11 protein-coding genes and 3 pseudogenes are annotated in these 16528 nt (G+C 50.5%); 12 read left to right on the top strand and 2 right to left on the bottom strand.

The features are described from left to right. Positions 1-313: 313 nt before the first annotated feature. The 11 genes and pseudogenes from dapF (at position 314) to DW083_RS07465 (ending at position 11283) form a co-directional block, all read left to right on the top strand. A pseudogene (dapF, locus tag DW083_RS07510) lies at positions 314-1140 on the top strand (diaminopimelate epimerase). Between the two features lie 20 nt (positions 1141-1160). After that, entirely contained in the window at positions 1161-2390 is a 1230-nt protein-coding gene (locus tag DW083_RS07505) for an LL-diaminopimelate aminotransferase (RefSeq protein ID WP_115499804.1), read from the top strand. Positions 2391-2496: 106 nt separating this feature from the next. Continuing rightward, positions 2497-2772, top strand: coding sequence for a TorF family putative porin (locus DW083_RS22625; protein ID WP_233551901.1), 276 nt, complete (start codon positions 2497-2499; stop codon positions 2770-2772). Positions 2773-2906: 134 nt separating this feature from the next. After that, positions 2907-3212, top strand: a complete 306-nt coding sequence (locus DW083_RS22620; RefSeq protein WP_233551899.1) for a hypothetical protein — start codon at positions 2907-2909, stop codon at positions 3210-3212. Between the two features lie 155 nt (positions 3213-3367). Beyond that, entirely contained in the window at positions 3368-3724 is a 357-nt protein-coding gene (locus DW083_RS07495) for a P-II family nitrogen regulator (protein ID WP_122331964.1), read from the top strand. Between the two features lie 113 nt (positions 3725-3837). Continuing rightward, positions 3838-5105: pseudogene (locus tag DW083_RS07490) on the top strand (ammonium transporter). 108 nt (positions 5106-5213) lie between these two features. Next, positions 5214-6248 (top strand): aspartate--ammonia ligase, encoded by a 1035-nt coding sequence (gene asnA / locus DW083_RS07485; protein ID WP_122331963.1) that lies wholly within the window; start codon positions 5214-5216, stop codon positions 6246-6248. Between the two features lie 159 nt (positions 6249-6407). Further along, positions 6408-8594: a glutamine synthetase III gene (locus DW083_RS07480; protein ID WP_122331962.1), complete on the top strand. Its 2187-nt coding sequence runs from the start codon at positions 6408-6410 to the stop codon at positions 8592-8594. A gap of 176 nt (positions 8595-8770) precedes the next feature. Then, positions 8771-9031 (top strand): hypothetical protein, encoded by a 261-nt coding sequence (locus DW083_RS07475; RefSeq protein WP_122331961.1) that lies wholly within the window; start codon positions 8771-8773, stop codon positions 9029-9031. Positions 9032-9051: 20 nt separating this feature from the next. Beyond that, complete coding sequence (locus DW083_RS07470) at positions 9052-9339, top strand: type II toxin-antitoxin system RelE/ParE family toxin (RefSeq protein WP_233551898.1); 288 nt, start codon at positions 9052-9054, stop codon at positions 9337-9339. A 12-nt stretch (positions 9340-9351) separates the two neighbouring features. Then, the gene (locus DW083_RS07465; protein WP_122331960.1) at positions 9352-11283 is read left to right on the top strand and encodes an NAD(+) synthase; all 1932 of its coding nucleotides are present in this window, start codon (positions 9352-9354) and stop codon (positions 11281-11283) included. A 493-nt stretch (positions 11284-11776) separates the two neighbouring features. On the opposite strand, the gene DW083_RS07460 is transcribed toward DW083_RS07465, so the two are convergent. Beyond that, positions 11777-13186, bottom strand: coding sequence for a Gfo/Idh/MocA family protein (locus tag DW083_RS07460; protein ID WP_122331959.1), 1410 nt, complete (start codon positions 13184-13186; stop codon positions 11777-11779). 73 nt (positions 13187-13259) lie between these two features. Further along, positions 13260-14519 (bottom strand): DEAD/DEAH box helicase, encoded by a 1260-nt coding sequence (locus tag DW083_RS07455; RefSeq protein ID WP_122332002.1) that lies wholly within the window; start codon positions 14517-14519, stop codon positions 13260-13262. Between the two features lie 130 nt (positions 14520-14649). Between DW083_RS07455 and recQ the strand changes: the two are divergent. Next, a pseudogene (recQ, locus tag DW083_RS07450) lies at positions 14650-16472 on the top strand (DNA helicase RecQ). Positions 16473-16528: the final 56 nt, after the last annotated feature.

Genomic DNA, 16528 nt, shown 5'->3' with positions numbered 1-16528 from the left:
CCGTCCCAAGTTGGGACGGCAACTTCAAACCTTAAAAGCGACTGTCCCAGGTTGGGACGACTACTTTACATCTTGAAAGCGGTCGTCCCGGCCTGGGACACCTTTTTAAGAAGGACAAACTTACAATTCTAATATAAACCAGGTATTATCATTACGAATTATAACCAAAACATATCTATCCAAGATTAATCTGTCACCTGTAACATATTTTTTATACATCCGGACATACTTTATAGATATAATATATCAAAACGTCGTATATTTGCACAGTAACAAAACAAAAAGATACAATAAACAAAAGAAAAGCGGTAAAATGACAGAATTAATCAAGTTCACCAAGATGCACGGAGCCGGAAACGACTACATATACGTAAACTCAATGGCTTTCCCGATCGAGAATCCGGAAGAACTCGCCATTAAGTGGAGCGCTCCGCACACCGGGATCGGTTCGGACGGATTAGTTCTGATCGGAGCCTCGGAAATTGCCGATTTCAGTATGCGCATCTTTAATGCAGACGGCTCGGAAGCCTGATGTGTGGAAATGCATCCCGTTGCATCGGCAAATATGTCTATGAAAAGGGACTGACAGATAAGAAAACCGTCACCTTAGAGACTTTATCCGGCATCAAGGAATTGCAGCTGACTACCCAAAAGACAGCAGGCGGTTCACACGAAGAAGTGACCGAAGTCACCGTCGACATGGGCGCCCCCGCTATTGGCGAAACAGCCCTCGAGATAGAGGCCGGAGGTAAATTCTACACCGGAACGGTCGTTTCGATGGGCAACCCGCATCTTGTCATCTTTGTAGACGATATCACCCAGATAGATCTTCCGGCAGTCGGACCTCTGCTGGAGAATCATCCGTTATTCCCGAACCGTACCAACGTTGAGTTTGTTCAGATATTAAGTCCGGCCGAAGTGAGGATGCGGGTATGGGAACGGGGTTCCGGAATTACCCAGGCTTGCGGGACCGGAGCATGCGCAACAGCCGTGGCCTGCATGGTGCACGGCAGGACCGAACGAACAACAAAAGTCGTCATGGATGGAGGCCCTCTTACCATCCGGTGGGACGAAGGCTCCGGCAAGGTCTACATGACCGGCGGAGCGGTAAAGGTATTCGAGGGCGAATTGGAAATATAAACACAAACAATCAATTTAGTATGGCACTGATTAATGAACATTTCCTGAAACTGCAAAACAACTACCTGTTCTCTGACATTGCAAAGAAGGTAAACAGTTTCAAAGTGACACATCCGAAAGAAAAGATTATCCGCATGGGGATCGGCGATGTGACACAACCATTAGCCCCTGCCGTTATCGAAGCGATGCACAAGGCAGTCGAAGATATGGCGGGCAAGGATACATTTCACGGATACGGACCTGAACAGGGTTATCCGTTTCTGATAGATGCCATCATCAAGAACGATTACGCCAGCCGCGGCGTCTTCCTCGAACCCAGCGAAGTGTTCGTCAGCGACGGCGCCAAAAGCGACTGCGGAAACATAGGCGACATGCTGCGCCACGACAACAGCATCGGAGTGACAGACCCGGTCTACCCGGCCTACATCGACTCGAACGTGATGAGCGGACGGACCGGCGTACTGGAAGACGGAAAATGGAGCGACGTGGTGTACATCCCCTGTACGGAAGCCAACAACTTCATCCCCGAACTGCCCAGCCGCCGCGTAGACATCATCTACCTCTGTTACCCGAACAACCCGACGGGGACGACGCTCTCGAAAGAGGAGCTGAAGAAATGGGTCAACTATGCGCTTGCCAACGATTGCCTGATTATGTACGACTCGGCTTACGAAGCCTACATACAGGACCCTGATATCCCCCACTCGATCTACGAGATCAAAGGGGCCAAGAAGGTGGCGATCGAATTCCGCAGCTTCTCGAAGACAGCCGGCTTCACCGGTGTCCGTTGCGGCTACACGGTCGTACCGAAAGAGTTGAACGCCTTCACGCTGGCAGGCGAACGGGTTCCGTTAAACCGGATGTGGAACCGCCGCCAGTGCACGAAGTTCAACGGCACGAGCTACATCACCCAACGCGGTGCGGAAGCCATCTACACCCCGGAAGGGAAAGAGCAGGTGAAGAAAACAATCGATTACTATATGACCAACGCCCGGATTATGAGAGAAAGCCTCCAGAGTTGCGGCCTCAGGGTGTACGGCGGCGAGAACGCCCCTTACATCTGGCTGAAGACACCAGCCGGCCTGACATCCTGGAAGTTCTTTGACAAGCTACTTTATGAAACGTATATAGTAGGGACCCCCGGAGTGGGGTTCGGGCCCAGTGGTGAGGGTTATCTCCGCCTCACCGCTTTCGGAGACAGAGACGACACGTTGGAGGCCATGGCCAGGCTGAAGAAGTGGTTGCTCTAAATTAACTGTCGATGCAAAGGGGGAAACTGCGCAAACCTCCCCCTGACATATCCTGATAGCAAGGAAGCAGAGGCAAAGTGTTTAACGGTTATCACACAGGAAGAACATGATGAAAACAATTACTTTCAAGCGGACAGTTTTGTCCGCTACGGCTCTACTTATGTCTTTCTCAGTCTTTGCACAGGAAGAGAAGAAGTTTGAAATTGCGCCGGCTGCCGACCTCGTCAGCAGCTATGTATGGAGGGGAATGTATCAGACAGGACCCGCCATCCAGCCCAGCCTCAGCATGTCGTATGCGGGGTTATCTCTCACGGCGTGGGGCTCCACGGATTTCTCCTCATCTTCGGATGAGACGAAAGCAAAGGAATTCGACCTCACATAGGATACGGAATCGGAGGATTCAGTATAGCAGTCACCGACTACTGGTGGTCAGGCGAAGGCGCCCGCTACGGACGTTACAGCACGGACCACTATTTTGAAGGGACAATCGGATACAACTTCGGCGAGAAATTCCCCTTGAGCCTGACCTGGAGCACGATGTTCGCAGGCGGCGACAAGAACCCCGAGAATGGCGACCGTTACTACTCTTCGTACTTCGAAGCAGCGTACGACGTCAATGTCTGGGGCATCAGTTTCCAGCCCAGTGTCGGTATCTCGCCCTACAAAAGCCAGTATAGCGACGGTTTCGGTCTGAACAGCATCTCCCTTAAAGCAAGCAAAGAGATCAAGTTGTCAGAATCATTCTCGCTACCGGTATTCACCCAGGTGATTGCAGCCCCGGAACATGACAACGTATTCCTGGTATTCGGGATATCCCTGTAAGGAAACAAAAACAGACATATTGGTTATCACAAAAAGAGAAGGAGCTTATAGAAAGCCCCGCCTGTTTATTGATTTTATAGAATGTTATACCGCAACCATTCCTTGCTACAAAGGCAGGCTTTCTATACTCCTTTTCTCTAATAAAACATTAGGTTATGAAAAAGATTGAAGCAATAATTCGCAAGACCAAGTTTGAAGAAGTGAAAGAAGCGCTTCTCGAAGCAGATATAGAATGGTTCTCATACTACGACGTGAGAGGCGTCGGCAAAGCGCGCCAGGGGCGTATCTATCGTGGCGTCGTCTATGACACGAGCTACATCGAACGCATACTCATCTCTATCGTAGTGCGCGACAAGAATGTCGAGAAGACCGTCAAAGCCATTATCAAGGCGGCCCAGACGGGCGAGATCGGCGACGGACGCATCTTCGTCATCCCGGTGGAGGATTCTATCCGCATCCGTACAGGCGAGCGGGGCGACATCGCGCTCTACAATGCCGAACAGGAGAAATAAATAATAATGTGCCAATAGACAATGTGGCGCTTCGCTAAATGTGCCAATTAACGGTAACAAACTCTATCTCCATTGGCACATTGGCATATTAATCAATTAAACTATTATTTACAATGGATACAACATATACGATTACAGATTTAGCCCTATCGCTCGATACCGTGTGGATGCTGCTTGCAGCCATGTTAGTGTTTTTCATGCAGCCGGGATTCGCCCTTGTGGAAGCCGGTTTCACCCGTACGAAGAATACGGCTAATATTATGATGAAGAACCTGCTCGACTTTATGATGGGTTCATTGCTCTTCTGGGCCGTAGGTTTCGGCTTCATGTTCGGAACGGGAGGATTCATCGGGATGCCCCACCTGTTCAACTTCAGCTTTTATGATACGGAGCTCCCCGTCGCAGGGTTCCTGGTGTTCCAGACGGTGTTCTGCGCAACAGCTTCGACAATCGTTTCGGGTGCCATGGCCGAGCGGACGAAGTTCTCCATGTACCTGGCCTATACGATCCTGATCAGTGTGATCATTTACCCCGTCAGCGGGCATTGGACCTGGGGCGGCGGCTGGTTGATGAACGGCGAAGAAGGCTCGTTTATGATGAATACATTCGGGACGACGTTCCACGACTTTGCCGGCTCGACCATCGTACACTCCGTAGGCGGCTGGATCGCCTGGTGGGTGCGGCCATCCTCGGCCCGCGTATCGGGAAATACGGCAAAGACAAGAAGTCGCGTGCCATACCGGGACATAACCTGGCGCTTGCCAGTCTGGGTGTCTTCATCCTCTGGTTCGGCTGGTTTGGTTTCAACCCCGGCTCACAGTTGGCAGCGTCGGGCGAAGGGAACCGTACGGCGATCTCCCACGTCTTCCTGACGACCAACCTGGCAGCTTGCGCCGGAGGTATATTCTCGTTGCTGGTCGCCTGGTTCAAGTATAAGAAACCGTCCCTTTCACTGACGCTCAACGGCGTACTGGCGGGCCTGGTAGGCATCACGGCCGGTTGCGACCTGGTGTCGCCGATGGGAGCTGCCATTATCGGAGCTATCTGCGGGACGGTGATGATATTCGCTGTCGACTTTATCGACCATGTGCTGAAGATCGACGACCCTGTCGGCGCATCCTCCGTACACGGTGTCTGCGGATGCCTCGGAACCATATTGACAGGCTTTTTAGCTACGGAAGAAGGGCTTTTCTACAGTGGCAGTGCGAACTTCCTGCTGGCGCAGCTGTTCGGTGCCGTCGTGGTAGGCTGCTGGGCTGCCGGAATGGGCTTTGTAGTGTTCAAAGGACTTGATATGGTACACGGACTCCGTGTTCCGGCACGTGTCGAAGAAGAAGGTCTGGATATTTACGAACATGGTGAAACGGCTTACAATAGCTAAGAATATAGCTCTGGAATTAAGAGGTTATAAGTTCACCGACTGTGAACCGGTAAGTTCACAGTCGGTGAAAAAATAAGATTACAATCAACATTTAAAACTATAAAGATTATGTCACTTATCATTCCTAAAGATTACAAGCAAACGCTGACGCCTGAGACAACGGAACAGGCTATACGCATGTTGAAAACAACCTTCCAGGAGAAGCTGACGAAGGCGCTTAACCTGCGCCGCGTGACGGCTCCCCTGTTCGTCCTCTCGGGCACAGGTATCAATGACGACCTGAACGGCGTCGAACGTCCCGTCCGGTTCCCGATTCATTGTATGGGCGACCGCATGGCCGAAGTGGTCCACTCGCTCGCCAAATGGAAACGAATGAAGCTCGCCTCCTACCGCATCCCGGCCGGCTACGGACTGTACACCGACATGAATGCCATCCGGGGCGACGAAGACCTGGACAACCTTCACTCTCTCTATGTAGACCAATGGGACTGGGAACGGACCATACGCCCGGCAGACCGCAATCTGGATTACCTGAAGAAAACGGTGCGCAGCATCTACTCCCTACTGAAAGAAATCGAGGTGATGGTCTATGACTATTATCCTCACATCACGCCTACCCTGCCCGACGACATCACGTTCATCCACGCCGAGGAACTGCTCAGCATGTATCCCGGCATCAGCCCGCGTGAACGCGAGACGAAGGCAGCCGAGAAGTTCGGTGCAATCTTCATCATCGGTATCGGCGGCGAACTGGCCAACGGCGAGAAACACGACGGACGCGCCCCGGACTATGACGACTGGAGCAGCGTCAACTCAGACGGCTTCAACGGACTGAACGGGGATATCATCCTCTGGAACGACGTGCTACAATGCGCCTTCGAGCTTTCGTCGATGGGAATCCGTGTAGACAAGGATGCGCTGGTACGCCAGCTCGACATCTGCGGCTGTCCCGAACGCAAGGAGCTGGAGTTCCACAAAGCGTTGCTCGAAGACCGCCTGCCGCTCTCTATCGGCGGAGGTATCGGACAAAGCCGCCTCTGCATGTTCTTCCTCCGCAAAGCCCATATCGGCGAAGTACAGGCTTCCATCTGGCCGGAGGAACAGATGGAGGAATGCAAACGGAACAACATCATATTATTATAGCAGCAAAGGGTAACCCATTCCCCTCTCGAGAGGGGATTAAGGGGTGTGTTAAAGCCAGTTACAGACATGAACCATGACACACCCCCTGCCCCCTCTCTAGAGGGGAAAAGTTACCACCGGATAAATAATGAATAAACAATTACTATAAAATCAAGTATTATGTCAAAGTTAAGATTCAGAGTTGTAGAGTCAGCCTTCAAGAAACGGGCTGCAGAAGTACCGGCGCCAGCCGAACGTCCGTCCGACTATTTCGGGCAGAACGTATTCAACCGTGCGAAGATGTTCAAATATCTTCCCGAGAAAGCATACGAACGGATCACGGACTGTATTGACAACGGTGCGCCGCTGGACCGCGAAACAGCCGATGCCGTAGCAGCCGGCATGAAGAAGTGGGCGATCGAAATGGGTGCAACCCACTATACCCACTGGTTCCACCCGCTGACCGAGGGCACAGCCGAAAAGCACGACGCTTTCGTTGAACACGACGGCAAAGGCGGCATGGTCGAAGAGTTCTCCGGCAAGCTGTTGGTTCAGCAGGAACCGGATGCATCCAGTTTCCCGAACGGTGGTATCCGTAACACGTTCGAAGCACGCGGCTACTCGGCCTGGGACCCTTCTTCTCCTGCTTTCATCGTAGGCGACACGCTTTGTATTCCGACTATCTTTATCGCCTATACCGGCGAGTCGCTGGACTATAAAGTGCCATTGCTGAAATCACTCGAAGCGGTCAATAAAGCAGCCACGGAAGTCTGCCACTACTTCAATCCGGATGTAAAGAAGGTCTATTCCTACTTAGGTTGGGAACAGGAATACTTCCTGGTAGACGAAGGCTTGTACGCCGCCCGTCCCGATCTGTTACTGACAGGCCGTACGCTGATGGGACACGAGAGTTCGAAGAACCAGCAGTTGGAAGACCACTACTTCGGTGCGATCCCGACCCGCGTCATGGAGTTCATGAAGGACCTGGAAATAGAAGCTCTCAAGTTAGGTATTCCATTGAAGACACGTCACAACGAGGTGGCTCCGAACCAGTTCGAATTGGCTCCTATCTATGAGGAATGTAACTTAGCAAACGACCATAACCTGCTGGTAATGGCTCTGATGCGCAAGATAAGCCGCAAACACGGTTTCCGTGTCCTGCTGCATGAAAAACCTTTCAAGGGTGTGAACGGTTCGGGTAAGCACAACAACTGGTCGTTGGGTACCGACACCGGCATTCTGCTGATGGCGCCGGGCAAGACTCCGGAAGACAACCTCCGTTTCATCACTTTTATCGTGAATGTCCTCATGGCTGTTTACCGCCACAACGGATTGCTGAAAGCCAGCATCTCGAGTGCGACCAACGCCCACCGTCTGGGAGCGAACGAGGCGCCTCCCGCAATTATATCCAGCTTCCTCGGTGCACAGATATCCGAAGTGCTGGAACATCTCGAGAAGAGCGAACCGGAGAACCTGATGCTGGCAGGCAAACAAGGCCTGAAGCTGGATGTCGCCCGTATCCCCGAATTGTTCATCGACAATACGGACCGTAACCGTACCTCTCCCTTCGCCTTCACCGGAAACCGTTTCGAGTTCCGCGCTGTAGGTTCGGAAGCCAACTGTGCATCCGCCATGCTTGTCCTGAACGCCGCCGTAGCCGAACAGTTGAAGATATTCAAGGCTGAAGTGGACGCTAAAATCGCCGACGGCAAGGAGACATTCGCCGCCATCCTCGAAGTGATCCGCAAGGACATCAAGACTTGCAAAGCCATCCATTTCGACGGCAACGGTTACAGCGACGAATGGAAAGCCGAAGCTGCCCGCCGCGGCCTGGATTGCGAGACAAGCGTGCCGGTTATCTTCGACAACTACCTGAAGGAAAGCAGCATCAAGATGTTCGAATCAACAGGCGTCATGACCCGCAAGGAGCTGGAAGCCCGCAACGAAGTGAAGTGGGAAACCTATACGAAGAAGATCCAGATCGAAGCGCGTGTCCTGGGCGATATCGCGATGAACCATATCATCCCGACCGCTACGACCTATCAGACTTCCCTGATCGACAATGTTTACAAGATGAAAGACCTTTTCCCTGCCGACAAGGCCGCCGTTCTTTCTTCCCGTAACCTGGAGATCATCGAAGACATCGCCCACCGGACTAACTTTATCAAAGAGAAGGTAGACGAGATGATCGAAGCCCGCAAGGTTGCCAACAAGATCGAGAACGAACGCGAAAAGGCGATCGCCTACCACGACAATATCGTTCCGATGCTGGAGGCTATCCGCTACCATATCGACAAGCTGGAACTGGTTGTAGACGATCAGATCTGGACATTGCCGAAATACAGAGAACTATTATTTATCAGATAAGTCGATAAGGGGCGGTACCATATCTCCGCCCCTCTTTTTATTATTCAGACAGTAGTTTTTTGTTGATTGTTTTGTGTTTGCAAGGGGAGTATGCTGTGAAGTATCGCTCCTCTTCTTTTTTATACCAGTCAAAATGCATACCTTTGGAGCATCATATACAAGAAAGGAGTCCTACTATGACAGCAATGGAACTACAACAATGGAAACAGAACTTTATCCGCGATTATCTGGATGAGATCGAGGATATGGAAGTATTGGAAAAGATTAAGAAATATGCCAAGCGCATAATGCCGAAAAAAGAGACCCCGCGCCCTTGTGTCGTCCATTCTAAGGAAGAGATGATTGCGAAGGTCAGGGAAGCTACGGCTCAGGTTGAAAGGGGTGAATATATTACAGATGAAGAACTTTCTAAGGAAATAGAGACATGGTTTCGATGACGCGCCTAATCTGGTCTAAAATGGCCAAAGAAGAAATAAAAGCCATAATCCGATACTATAGAAAAGAGGCGTCTGCACAAGTTGCAAGGAACATCGTAACCTCCATCCAGCGGGAAGCACAACGATTACTTCTTATGCCCCAAATCGGAACTGTCGAACCGCTGTTGGCGACAAAAAGCAAGGAGTATCGTTATATAATCAGTTCTCACTATAAAATTATATACTACATACAGAACAAGACAGTTGTTGTCGCCTGTATCTTCGATTGCCGCCAGGACCCGGATAAACTCAAACACGCTATAAGATAAATAGAAACGAATATGAACTACGGATTTGTAAAAGTTGCCGCCGCTGTGCCACATGTACAGGTTGCGGATTGTTTTTATAATATAGAAAAGATAGAAGGGCTGATGCGTCAGGCATCGGAAAAAGGCGTACAGATAATGGCTTTTCCGGAGCTGGCTGTCACCGCTTATACCTGCCTCGACCTCTTTGCCCAGCAAACACTGCTGGACAATGCTGAAAAGGCTTTGCTCAAACTGGTCAATGATACGGCAGACCTGGACATCCTGACCATCGTCGGTATTCCGCTCCGGACGGAAAACAGGCTTTTCAACACAGCCGTCGCTTTCCAGGGAGGCAAAATATTGGGCGTCGTTCCTAAAACGCATCTGTCCAACTACAAAGAGTTCCAGGAACAGCGTTGGTTCACTTCCGCCCTCGAACTGCAAAAGCCGACGATCAATATCTGCGGACAGGAATATCCGCTCGACAACTATCTGTTGTTCAATTCGGGACACATATCAGTCGGCATCGAGATATGCGAAGACCTCTGGGTCCCCGTCCCCCCCAGCTCACTGCTGGCCATGAAAGGAGCCAATATCATCTTCAATATATCGGCAAGCAACGAGCTGATCGGCAAGCATAACTACCTCCGTTCGCTGATCTGCCAGCAATCCGCTCGGTGCATAGCGGGCTATGTCTATGCTTCTTCCGGCTTCGGCGAGTCGAGTACCGACCTGGTCTTTGCCGGAAACGGTATCATTGCGGAGAACGGCAACCTGCTTGCCAAATCGCCCCGCTTCACAATGGAAGAACAACTTGTCGTCAGCGAGATCGACATCGAGACGCTGCAAAACGACCGGATGGTGAATAACAGCTTTATGCGCGGAGCCGCCGGCCTGCTGAAACGGGAGACACAGACCGTCAATTTCGAGGTGCGGGTTTCGGACGGATTCTGCCTGACCCGCCCAGTCGATCCGCATCCGTTCACGCCTTCCGGAGATGCTCTGAAAGAACGTTGCGAAGAGATTTTCCAGATACAGGTAGCCGGACTGGCAAAACGTATCCTTCATGCGCACGCACAAACAGCCGTCGTCGGCATCTCCGGCGGTCTGGACTCAACACTGGCACTGCTTGTCACCGTCATGACATTCGATGCGCTGAAGATGCCGCGCGAACAGATCATCGGTATCACCATGCCCGGCTTCGGCACAACCGGACGTACCTACAACAATGCCGTCAACCTGATCCGCTCCCTCGGTGTAACCCTGAAAGAAATCTCAATCAAGGAAGCCTGCCTGCAACATTTCAAGGACATCAATCACGACCCGTCTGTTCACGACGTAACATACGAGAACAGCCAGGCACGCGAACGGACCCAAATCCTCATGGACGTCGCCAATCAGGAAAACGGCCTTGTCATCGGAACCGGCGACCTTTCCGAACTGGCACTCGGCTGGGCTACCTACAACGGTGACCACATGTCGATGTACGGCGTAAACGGCAGCATTCCCAAAACGCTGGTCAGATATCTGGTCGAATGGGTTGCCAACAACCGCGTGGACGAGGCTTCCCGCCTCACCCTGCTGGACATCGTCGATACGCCTATCAGTCCTGAACTGATCCCGGCAGACGAAAACGGTAATATCAAACAAAAGACAGAAGACCTGGTCGGCCCATACGAATTGCACGACTTCTTCCTCTATCACTTCCTCCGCTTCGGCTCGCACCCGTCCAAGATTTATTTCCTGGCACAGATTGCCTTCGCCGGGGTGTATGACAATGCGACAATCAAGAAATGGCTATACACCTTCTTCCGCCGCTTCTTCCAGCAACAGTTCAAACGCAGCTGCCTGCCCGACGGACCGAAAGTGGGTTCCGTCAGCCTGTCACCGCGTGGAGACTGGCGTATGCCGAGCGACGCGGTATCAAGGCTTTGGCTGGAGGAGATAGAAAGTCTTCCATTGTAAAACAAAACAGCATTTTTTATTTCATATGGCAAAAACCCTTCAACCGTTCACTTTTCCTCTACAAACATTAGTTTTCAAAAGGTGTACGAATGAAGGGGTTGCTATTTAAGATTCATGAAAGGTTCATGAACCTTTGCGCCCAAACCTTTCACCCTTTATACAGCTTGTAAATCAATGTACGCAAAGAAAAAAGTGACAGGTTGAACAGTTTGTGAGTAATCAATTGTCAATTGACAATTGTTTCGCTCCCGTCCCATAAAATATAGCCTTAAGTCATAAAAATATACCCTTAAGGGTGTATGGTGACAGGCTATAGGGTAGCAGCAAATAGGGTATAACCTGTTCGGGAAAAGGGTATAACCTTTTGAAAAAAAGGTCGGCACCTTTTTGGAAAGCGATGCCGACCGCTTTCCAAAGAGATGCCGACTCTTTTTTACAGAAAAAGGCTACCGGAACCCCGATAGCCTTTTCGCATATATTTCTTCGATCTTTCTTATTCAGACAAAGCAAATGCCGGTTGACGGTGAATCCACTGTCCGCGAGTGAAGTCGGGGAAGTCAACCAATGCACCGCCACGAGCGATAGACATTTCAGACAAACCGGAAATAGCACTCCATGCAGCAGCATCGTAGCAGTCCATAGGAGCCGGTTTCTTATTATGGATGGCGTTGATCAGGTCGAACATCATCACATAGTCCATACCGCCGTGTCCAGCCTGTGCAGCTTCCGCTTCATGTTTAGACCACAAAGTATGGTCGTATTTCTTGAACCATTCTTCCGAATCGTCCCAACGGTGAGGTTTGGATTTACCCTGAACATATACATGGTCGCCATCGTTCATCCACAAACCTTCGGTACCCTGGATACGGAAGCCCAATGAATAAGGACGGGGAGAGTTTGTATCGTGAGTAACGATGATTGTCTGTCCGTTTGCACATTTGATCATGGAAGTTACGATATCACCCAAGTTGAAACGAACCTTTGCCAACGGATGGTTTTCACCGCCATTGTCTACGATAAACTTATGCAGGCCGCGTGACTGTGTTGCCATAGCCGACAAAGACAGGAAACGGTTACCGCGGTTGATATCCAAACAGTTTGCAACCGGGCCGATACCGTGAGTCGGATAGATATCACCGTTACGACGTACGGAATGGTTCGTACGCCACTGAGCTTCGGCAAAAGCTGTCGGGCCCATACGCAGGTCACCGCTTCCCGGTACATAGTTATAATGCTTTCCATCGTTGAACTTCACTTCGCGCAAGTCATGTTCGTAACCGCATTCTCCATGCAGGATTTCACCGAACAAGCCCTGACGGACCATATTCAACGCAGCCATACAGTCACGACGATAACAAACATTTTCCATGATGTTCAAATGGCTTCCGGTAGCTTCCGAAACGTTTACCAGATCCCAACATTCTTCCAGCGTATTAGCAGCTGAAACTTCAACGCCGACATAAGGAACGCCTGCTTTCATGGCAGCAACCGACATCGGTACGTGCCACTCCCACGGGCTGGCAATGATAACGCAGTCAAATTCTTCGTTATTCAACATCTTTTCAAATTCACGTTCGCTACCGGTATATACTTTCGGAGCCGGAACATTGAATTTAGCGATATGATCCAACGTGCGCTGGATAGGACCAGCCTGGATATCACAGATCGCTACGATCTTGTTACCGGGGATAGACAATACGTTGTTGATGTGTTCGTGGCAACGTGAACCCGTACCGATAAAGCCGAAACGCAGTTTGCCATCATCTTTGCCAACCGGTTTCTTCTTTTGAGCACTTGCTTCTGTTGCTACTGTAGCGGCGGCGTTACCGCTCAAGGCAAGACCTGCTGTACCGATTCCGGCAGCGGTCATCTTTTTCAGGAATGAACGACGAGTGTTTTCCATTTTTCAATTTAGAATTTTATGTTAAGTGGGCAAATTTATAATATTCCGTGAATATTTCAAAGAAGATAGCCCTTTATTTTGCTGCCGCTCTTTTCTTATTTCTCCAGAAACTACCGTCGCGTTTGCTGCCAAACATGTTCCGGCGTTTCGATTCTTCCTTCAGTGCCTGTTTCTTTTCGGCTACCGCTTCCTTTACTTCGGCCGTCTCGAACTCGTGCCCTCCGGCAACCGGAACGGCTTTTCCGATCAGTTTTTGGATATCTTTCAGATACGGTACTTCCTCCGCATCGCAGAAGGAGAAAGCAACTCCGCTGCGACCTGCACGGCCTGTACGACCGATGCGGTGCACGTATGTCTCCGGAACGTTCGGCAGGTCATAGTTGACCACATGCGAAAGGTGATCCACATCGATACCGCGTGCAGCAATATCGGTAGCGATCAACACGCGTGTCGTATGATCTTTGAAGTTACTCAATGCCCGTTGACGGGCGTTCTGTCCCTTGTTTCCATGAATGGCTTCCGCTCCTATTCCGGCCTTGTTCAAGACACGTGCCACTTTATCCGCCCCATGCTTCGTACGGGTGAAGACCAATACGGATTCCAGCGAGCGGTCACCCAACAGATTCGTCAGCAAGTTTATCTTATCCGCTTTTTCCACAAAATAGACAGACTGGTCTATCGTATCGACTGTAGAAGAAGCAGGCGTCACCTCCACCTTTTCCGGTTCATGCAGGATCGTCCCGGCCAGGCGTTCGATCTCCGGCGGCATGGTCGCGGAGAAAAACAAAGACTGGCGCTTTTTAGGCAACAGCGGCAGGATACGTTTGATGTCATGGATAAAACCCATGTCGAGCATCCGGTCCGCCTCATCCAAAACGAAATACTCCAATGTATTCAGGCGGATAAAACCTTGGTTGATCAGGTCCAGCAAACGGCCGGGCGTTGCAATCAATACATCCACACCCCGTTCCAAGGCATCGGTCTGAGGTTTCTGGCCTACGCCACCGAAGATAACCGTATGCCGCACGTGCGTATAACGTCCGTAAGCGGTAAAACTTTCGCCGATCTGGATTGCCAGTTCACGCGTCGGGGTCAGGATCAAGGCTTTAATACCCGGTCTGCGGCCATTCTTGCCCTGTTCTTCTATCTTCTGGATAATGGGAATGGAGAAAGCGGCAGTTTTACCTGTTCCGGTTTGCGCGCAACCTAATAGATCTGATCCATCCAACACGACGGGAATGGCTTCGGCTTGTATAGGAGTGGGAGTTGTGTACTGTTCTTTTACAAGAGCCTTTCGTATCGGCTCGATTAATTCTAATTGTTCAAATGTCATATAAAAGGATGAGCCGTCGCGGCTCGTTAAATAAATAATGAGGACAAAGATAAACAAAAATCCGGCATCTCGGCAATTATTTCCTATATTTGCGTGCTTTTATCAAACATTCAGTTCCTTTTTGCTTCTTATGAGAGAATTATTGTTACTACTCAAACGGTTTTTCGGATACACTTCTTTCCGTCCCTTACAGGCCGAAATCATACAGCGCATCTTGCAAAAAGAAGATTCGCTGGTCCTGATGCCTACAGGTGGCGGCAAGTCGATCTGTTTCCAACTGCCGGCCATCTATCTGCCGGGAACAGCCGTGGTAGTATCTCCCCTCATCGCTTTGATGAAAGACCAGGTGGAAGGGCTGATTGCAAACGGTATTCCGGCTGCAACGCTCAACAGCATGATGCCGGAGGAAGAACGACACCGCGTACGGCAACTCTGCATACAGGGAAAAGTAAAACTGCTTTACATATCACCCGAAGGCATCATGAGCGAACTGCACTGGCTCCTGCCTCGCATCGACATATCGCTGATTGCCATCGACGAGGCCCATTGCATCTCGCATTGGGGACATGACTTCCGGCCGGAATATACCCAACTATCCGTATTGAAAGATAACTTTCCGAAAGTCCCGCTAATAGCCCTGACGGCTACGGCAGACAAGATCACCCGTACGGATATCATCAACCAGTTGAAACTGCGCGATCCGCAAACATTCATTTCATCGTTCGACCGCCCGAACCTCTCGCTGACCATCCGCCGCGGACTGAGCAAAAAAGAAAAGATTGCAGCTATCGTCCATTTCATAAACAAGCACCACAGGCAGAGCGGTATCATTTACTGCATGAGCCGCAATGGGACGGAATCATTGGTGGAAGAACTGTCCGAATACAGTATCCAGGCGGTAGCTACCACGCCGGGCTTAGTCCGATGCAACGTGAAAAGGCACAGGACGATTTCATCAACGACCGTGTCAACGTGGTCTGCGCAACAGTCGCTTTCGGCATGGGTATAGACAAAAGCAATGTCCGCTGGGTGATTCATTATAATATGCCGGGAAGTATCGAAAACTACTACCAGGAGATAGGGCGTGCCGGACGGGACGGGATGAAAAGCGATACGCTCCTCTTCTACTCCGTCTCGGACATCCTGCTCCTCCGCCGCTTTGCAGAAGAGAGCGGACAGAAGGATGTCAGCCTGCAGAAACTGAACCGTATGCGCCGTTACTGCGAAGCGGATATTTGCCGCCGGCGTATCTTACTCAGCTATTTCGGGGAAGAGACAGACAAAGACTGCGGTAACTGCGACGTATGCAAGAACCCGCCCCAGCGCTTTGACGGAAGCGTCCTGGTCCAAAAAGCTTTGAGCGGGATTTTCCGTACCGGACAGACAGCCAACATGCACCTGCTGATCGATATATTACGCGGTGCAGAAAAGGAGGAACTGACAGAAAAAGGATACGACAAACTAAAGACCTACGGCGTAGGCAAGGACCTTTCTTATAAAGAATGGAAAGAATATCTTTACCAGATGCTCCAGCTCGGCTATATCGAGATCGATTATATGTCTGCCGGACATCTGAAAGTCACACCCTTAGGGCGTAAGATACTTTTCGGTGAACAGCAAGCCTTGCTGACCGTCTATCAGAAGACAAAAGACTTTGCCCTCCCCACCCGGAAAGGTGGCTACAAATACCGGCCGATCCGTCCGCTTCAGTCTGCTTCTGTCGAAGATACGCTGCTCGACTCCTTGCAACAGCTCCGCAAACAGATTTCCGAACGCGAGCATATCCCCGCCCACCTCATCTTTTCGGATGACGCACTGGATGATATGGTTCAAAAGAGGCCGGTTACACTCGATGAGTTCAGCGAGATACGCGGTGTCGGAGAGCTGAAGTTAGACAAATACGGAAAAGTATTCGTCGCCTTGATCCGTTTTGTACTGCGTCTGCCGAAGTAATGAATAAAAAAAGAAAAACAATCCCTCTATTCTTTTGTTTTTATTATATATTTACA

The organism is Parabacteroides sp. AF48-14 (assembly GCF_003477465.1).
In the GTDB taxonomy this organism is placed as follows: Bacteria; Bacteroidota; Bacteroidia; order Bacteroidales; family Tannerellaceae; genus Parabacteroides; species Parabacteroides acidifaciens.
This window is presented reverse-complemented; position numbering and strand designations above follow the sequence as displayed.

Coding starts and splice junctions, on each gene's coding strand:
- DW083_RS07505 (WP_115499804.1), top strand. CDS start 1,161: ATGGCACTGATTAATGAACATTTCCTGAAACTGCAAAACAACTACCTG.
- DW083_RS22625 (WP_233551901.1), top strand. CDS start 2,497: ATGATGAAAACAATTACTTTCAAGCGGACAGTTTTGTCCGCTACGGCT.
- DW083_RS07495 (WP_122331964.1), top strand. CDS start 3,368: ATGAAAAAGATTGAAGCAATAATTCGCAAGACCAAGTTTGAAGAAGTG.
- asnA (WP_122331963.1), top strand. CDS start 5,214: ATGTCACTTATCATTCCTAAAGATTACAAGCAAACGCTGACGCCTGAG.
- DW083_RS07480 (WP_122331962.1), top strand. CDS start 6,408: ATGTCAAAGTTAAGATTCAGAGTTGTAGAGTCAGCCTTCAAGAAACGG.
- DW083_RS07475 (WP_122331961.1), top strand. CDS start 8,771: ATGACAGCAATGGAACTACAACAATGGAAACAGAACTTTATCCGCGAT.
- DW083_RS07470 (WP_233551898.1), top strand. CDS start 9,052: ATGGCCAAAGAAGAAATAAAAGCCATAATCCGATACTATAGAAAAGAG.
- DW083_RS07465 (WP_122331960.1), top strand. CDS start 9,352: ATGAACTACGGATTTGTAAAAGTTGCCGCCGCTGTGCCACATGTACAG.
- DW083_RS07460 (WP_122331959.1), bottom strand. CDS start 13,186: ATGGAAAACACTCGTCGTTCATTCCTGAAAAAGATGACCGCTGCCGGA.
- DW083_RS07455 (WP_122332002.1), bottom strand. CDS start 14,519: ATGACATTTGAACAATTAGAATTAATCGAGCCGATACGAAAGGCTCTT.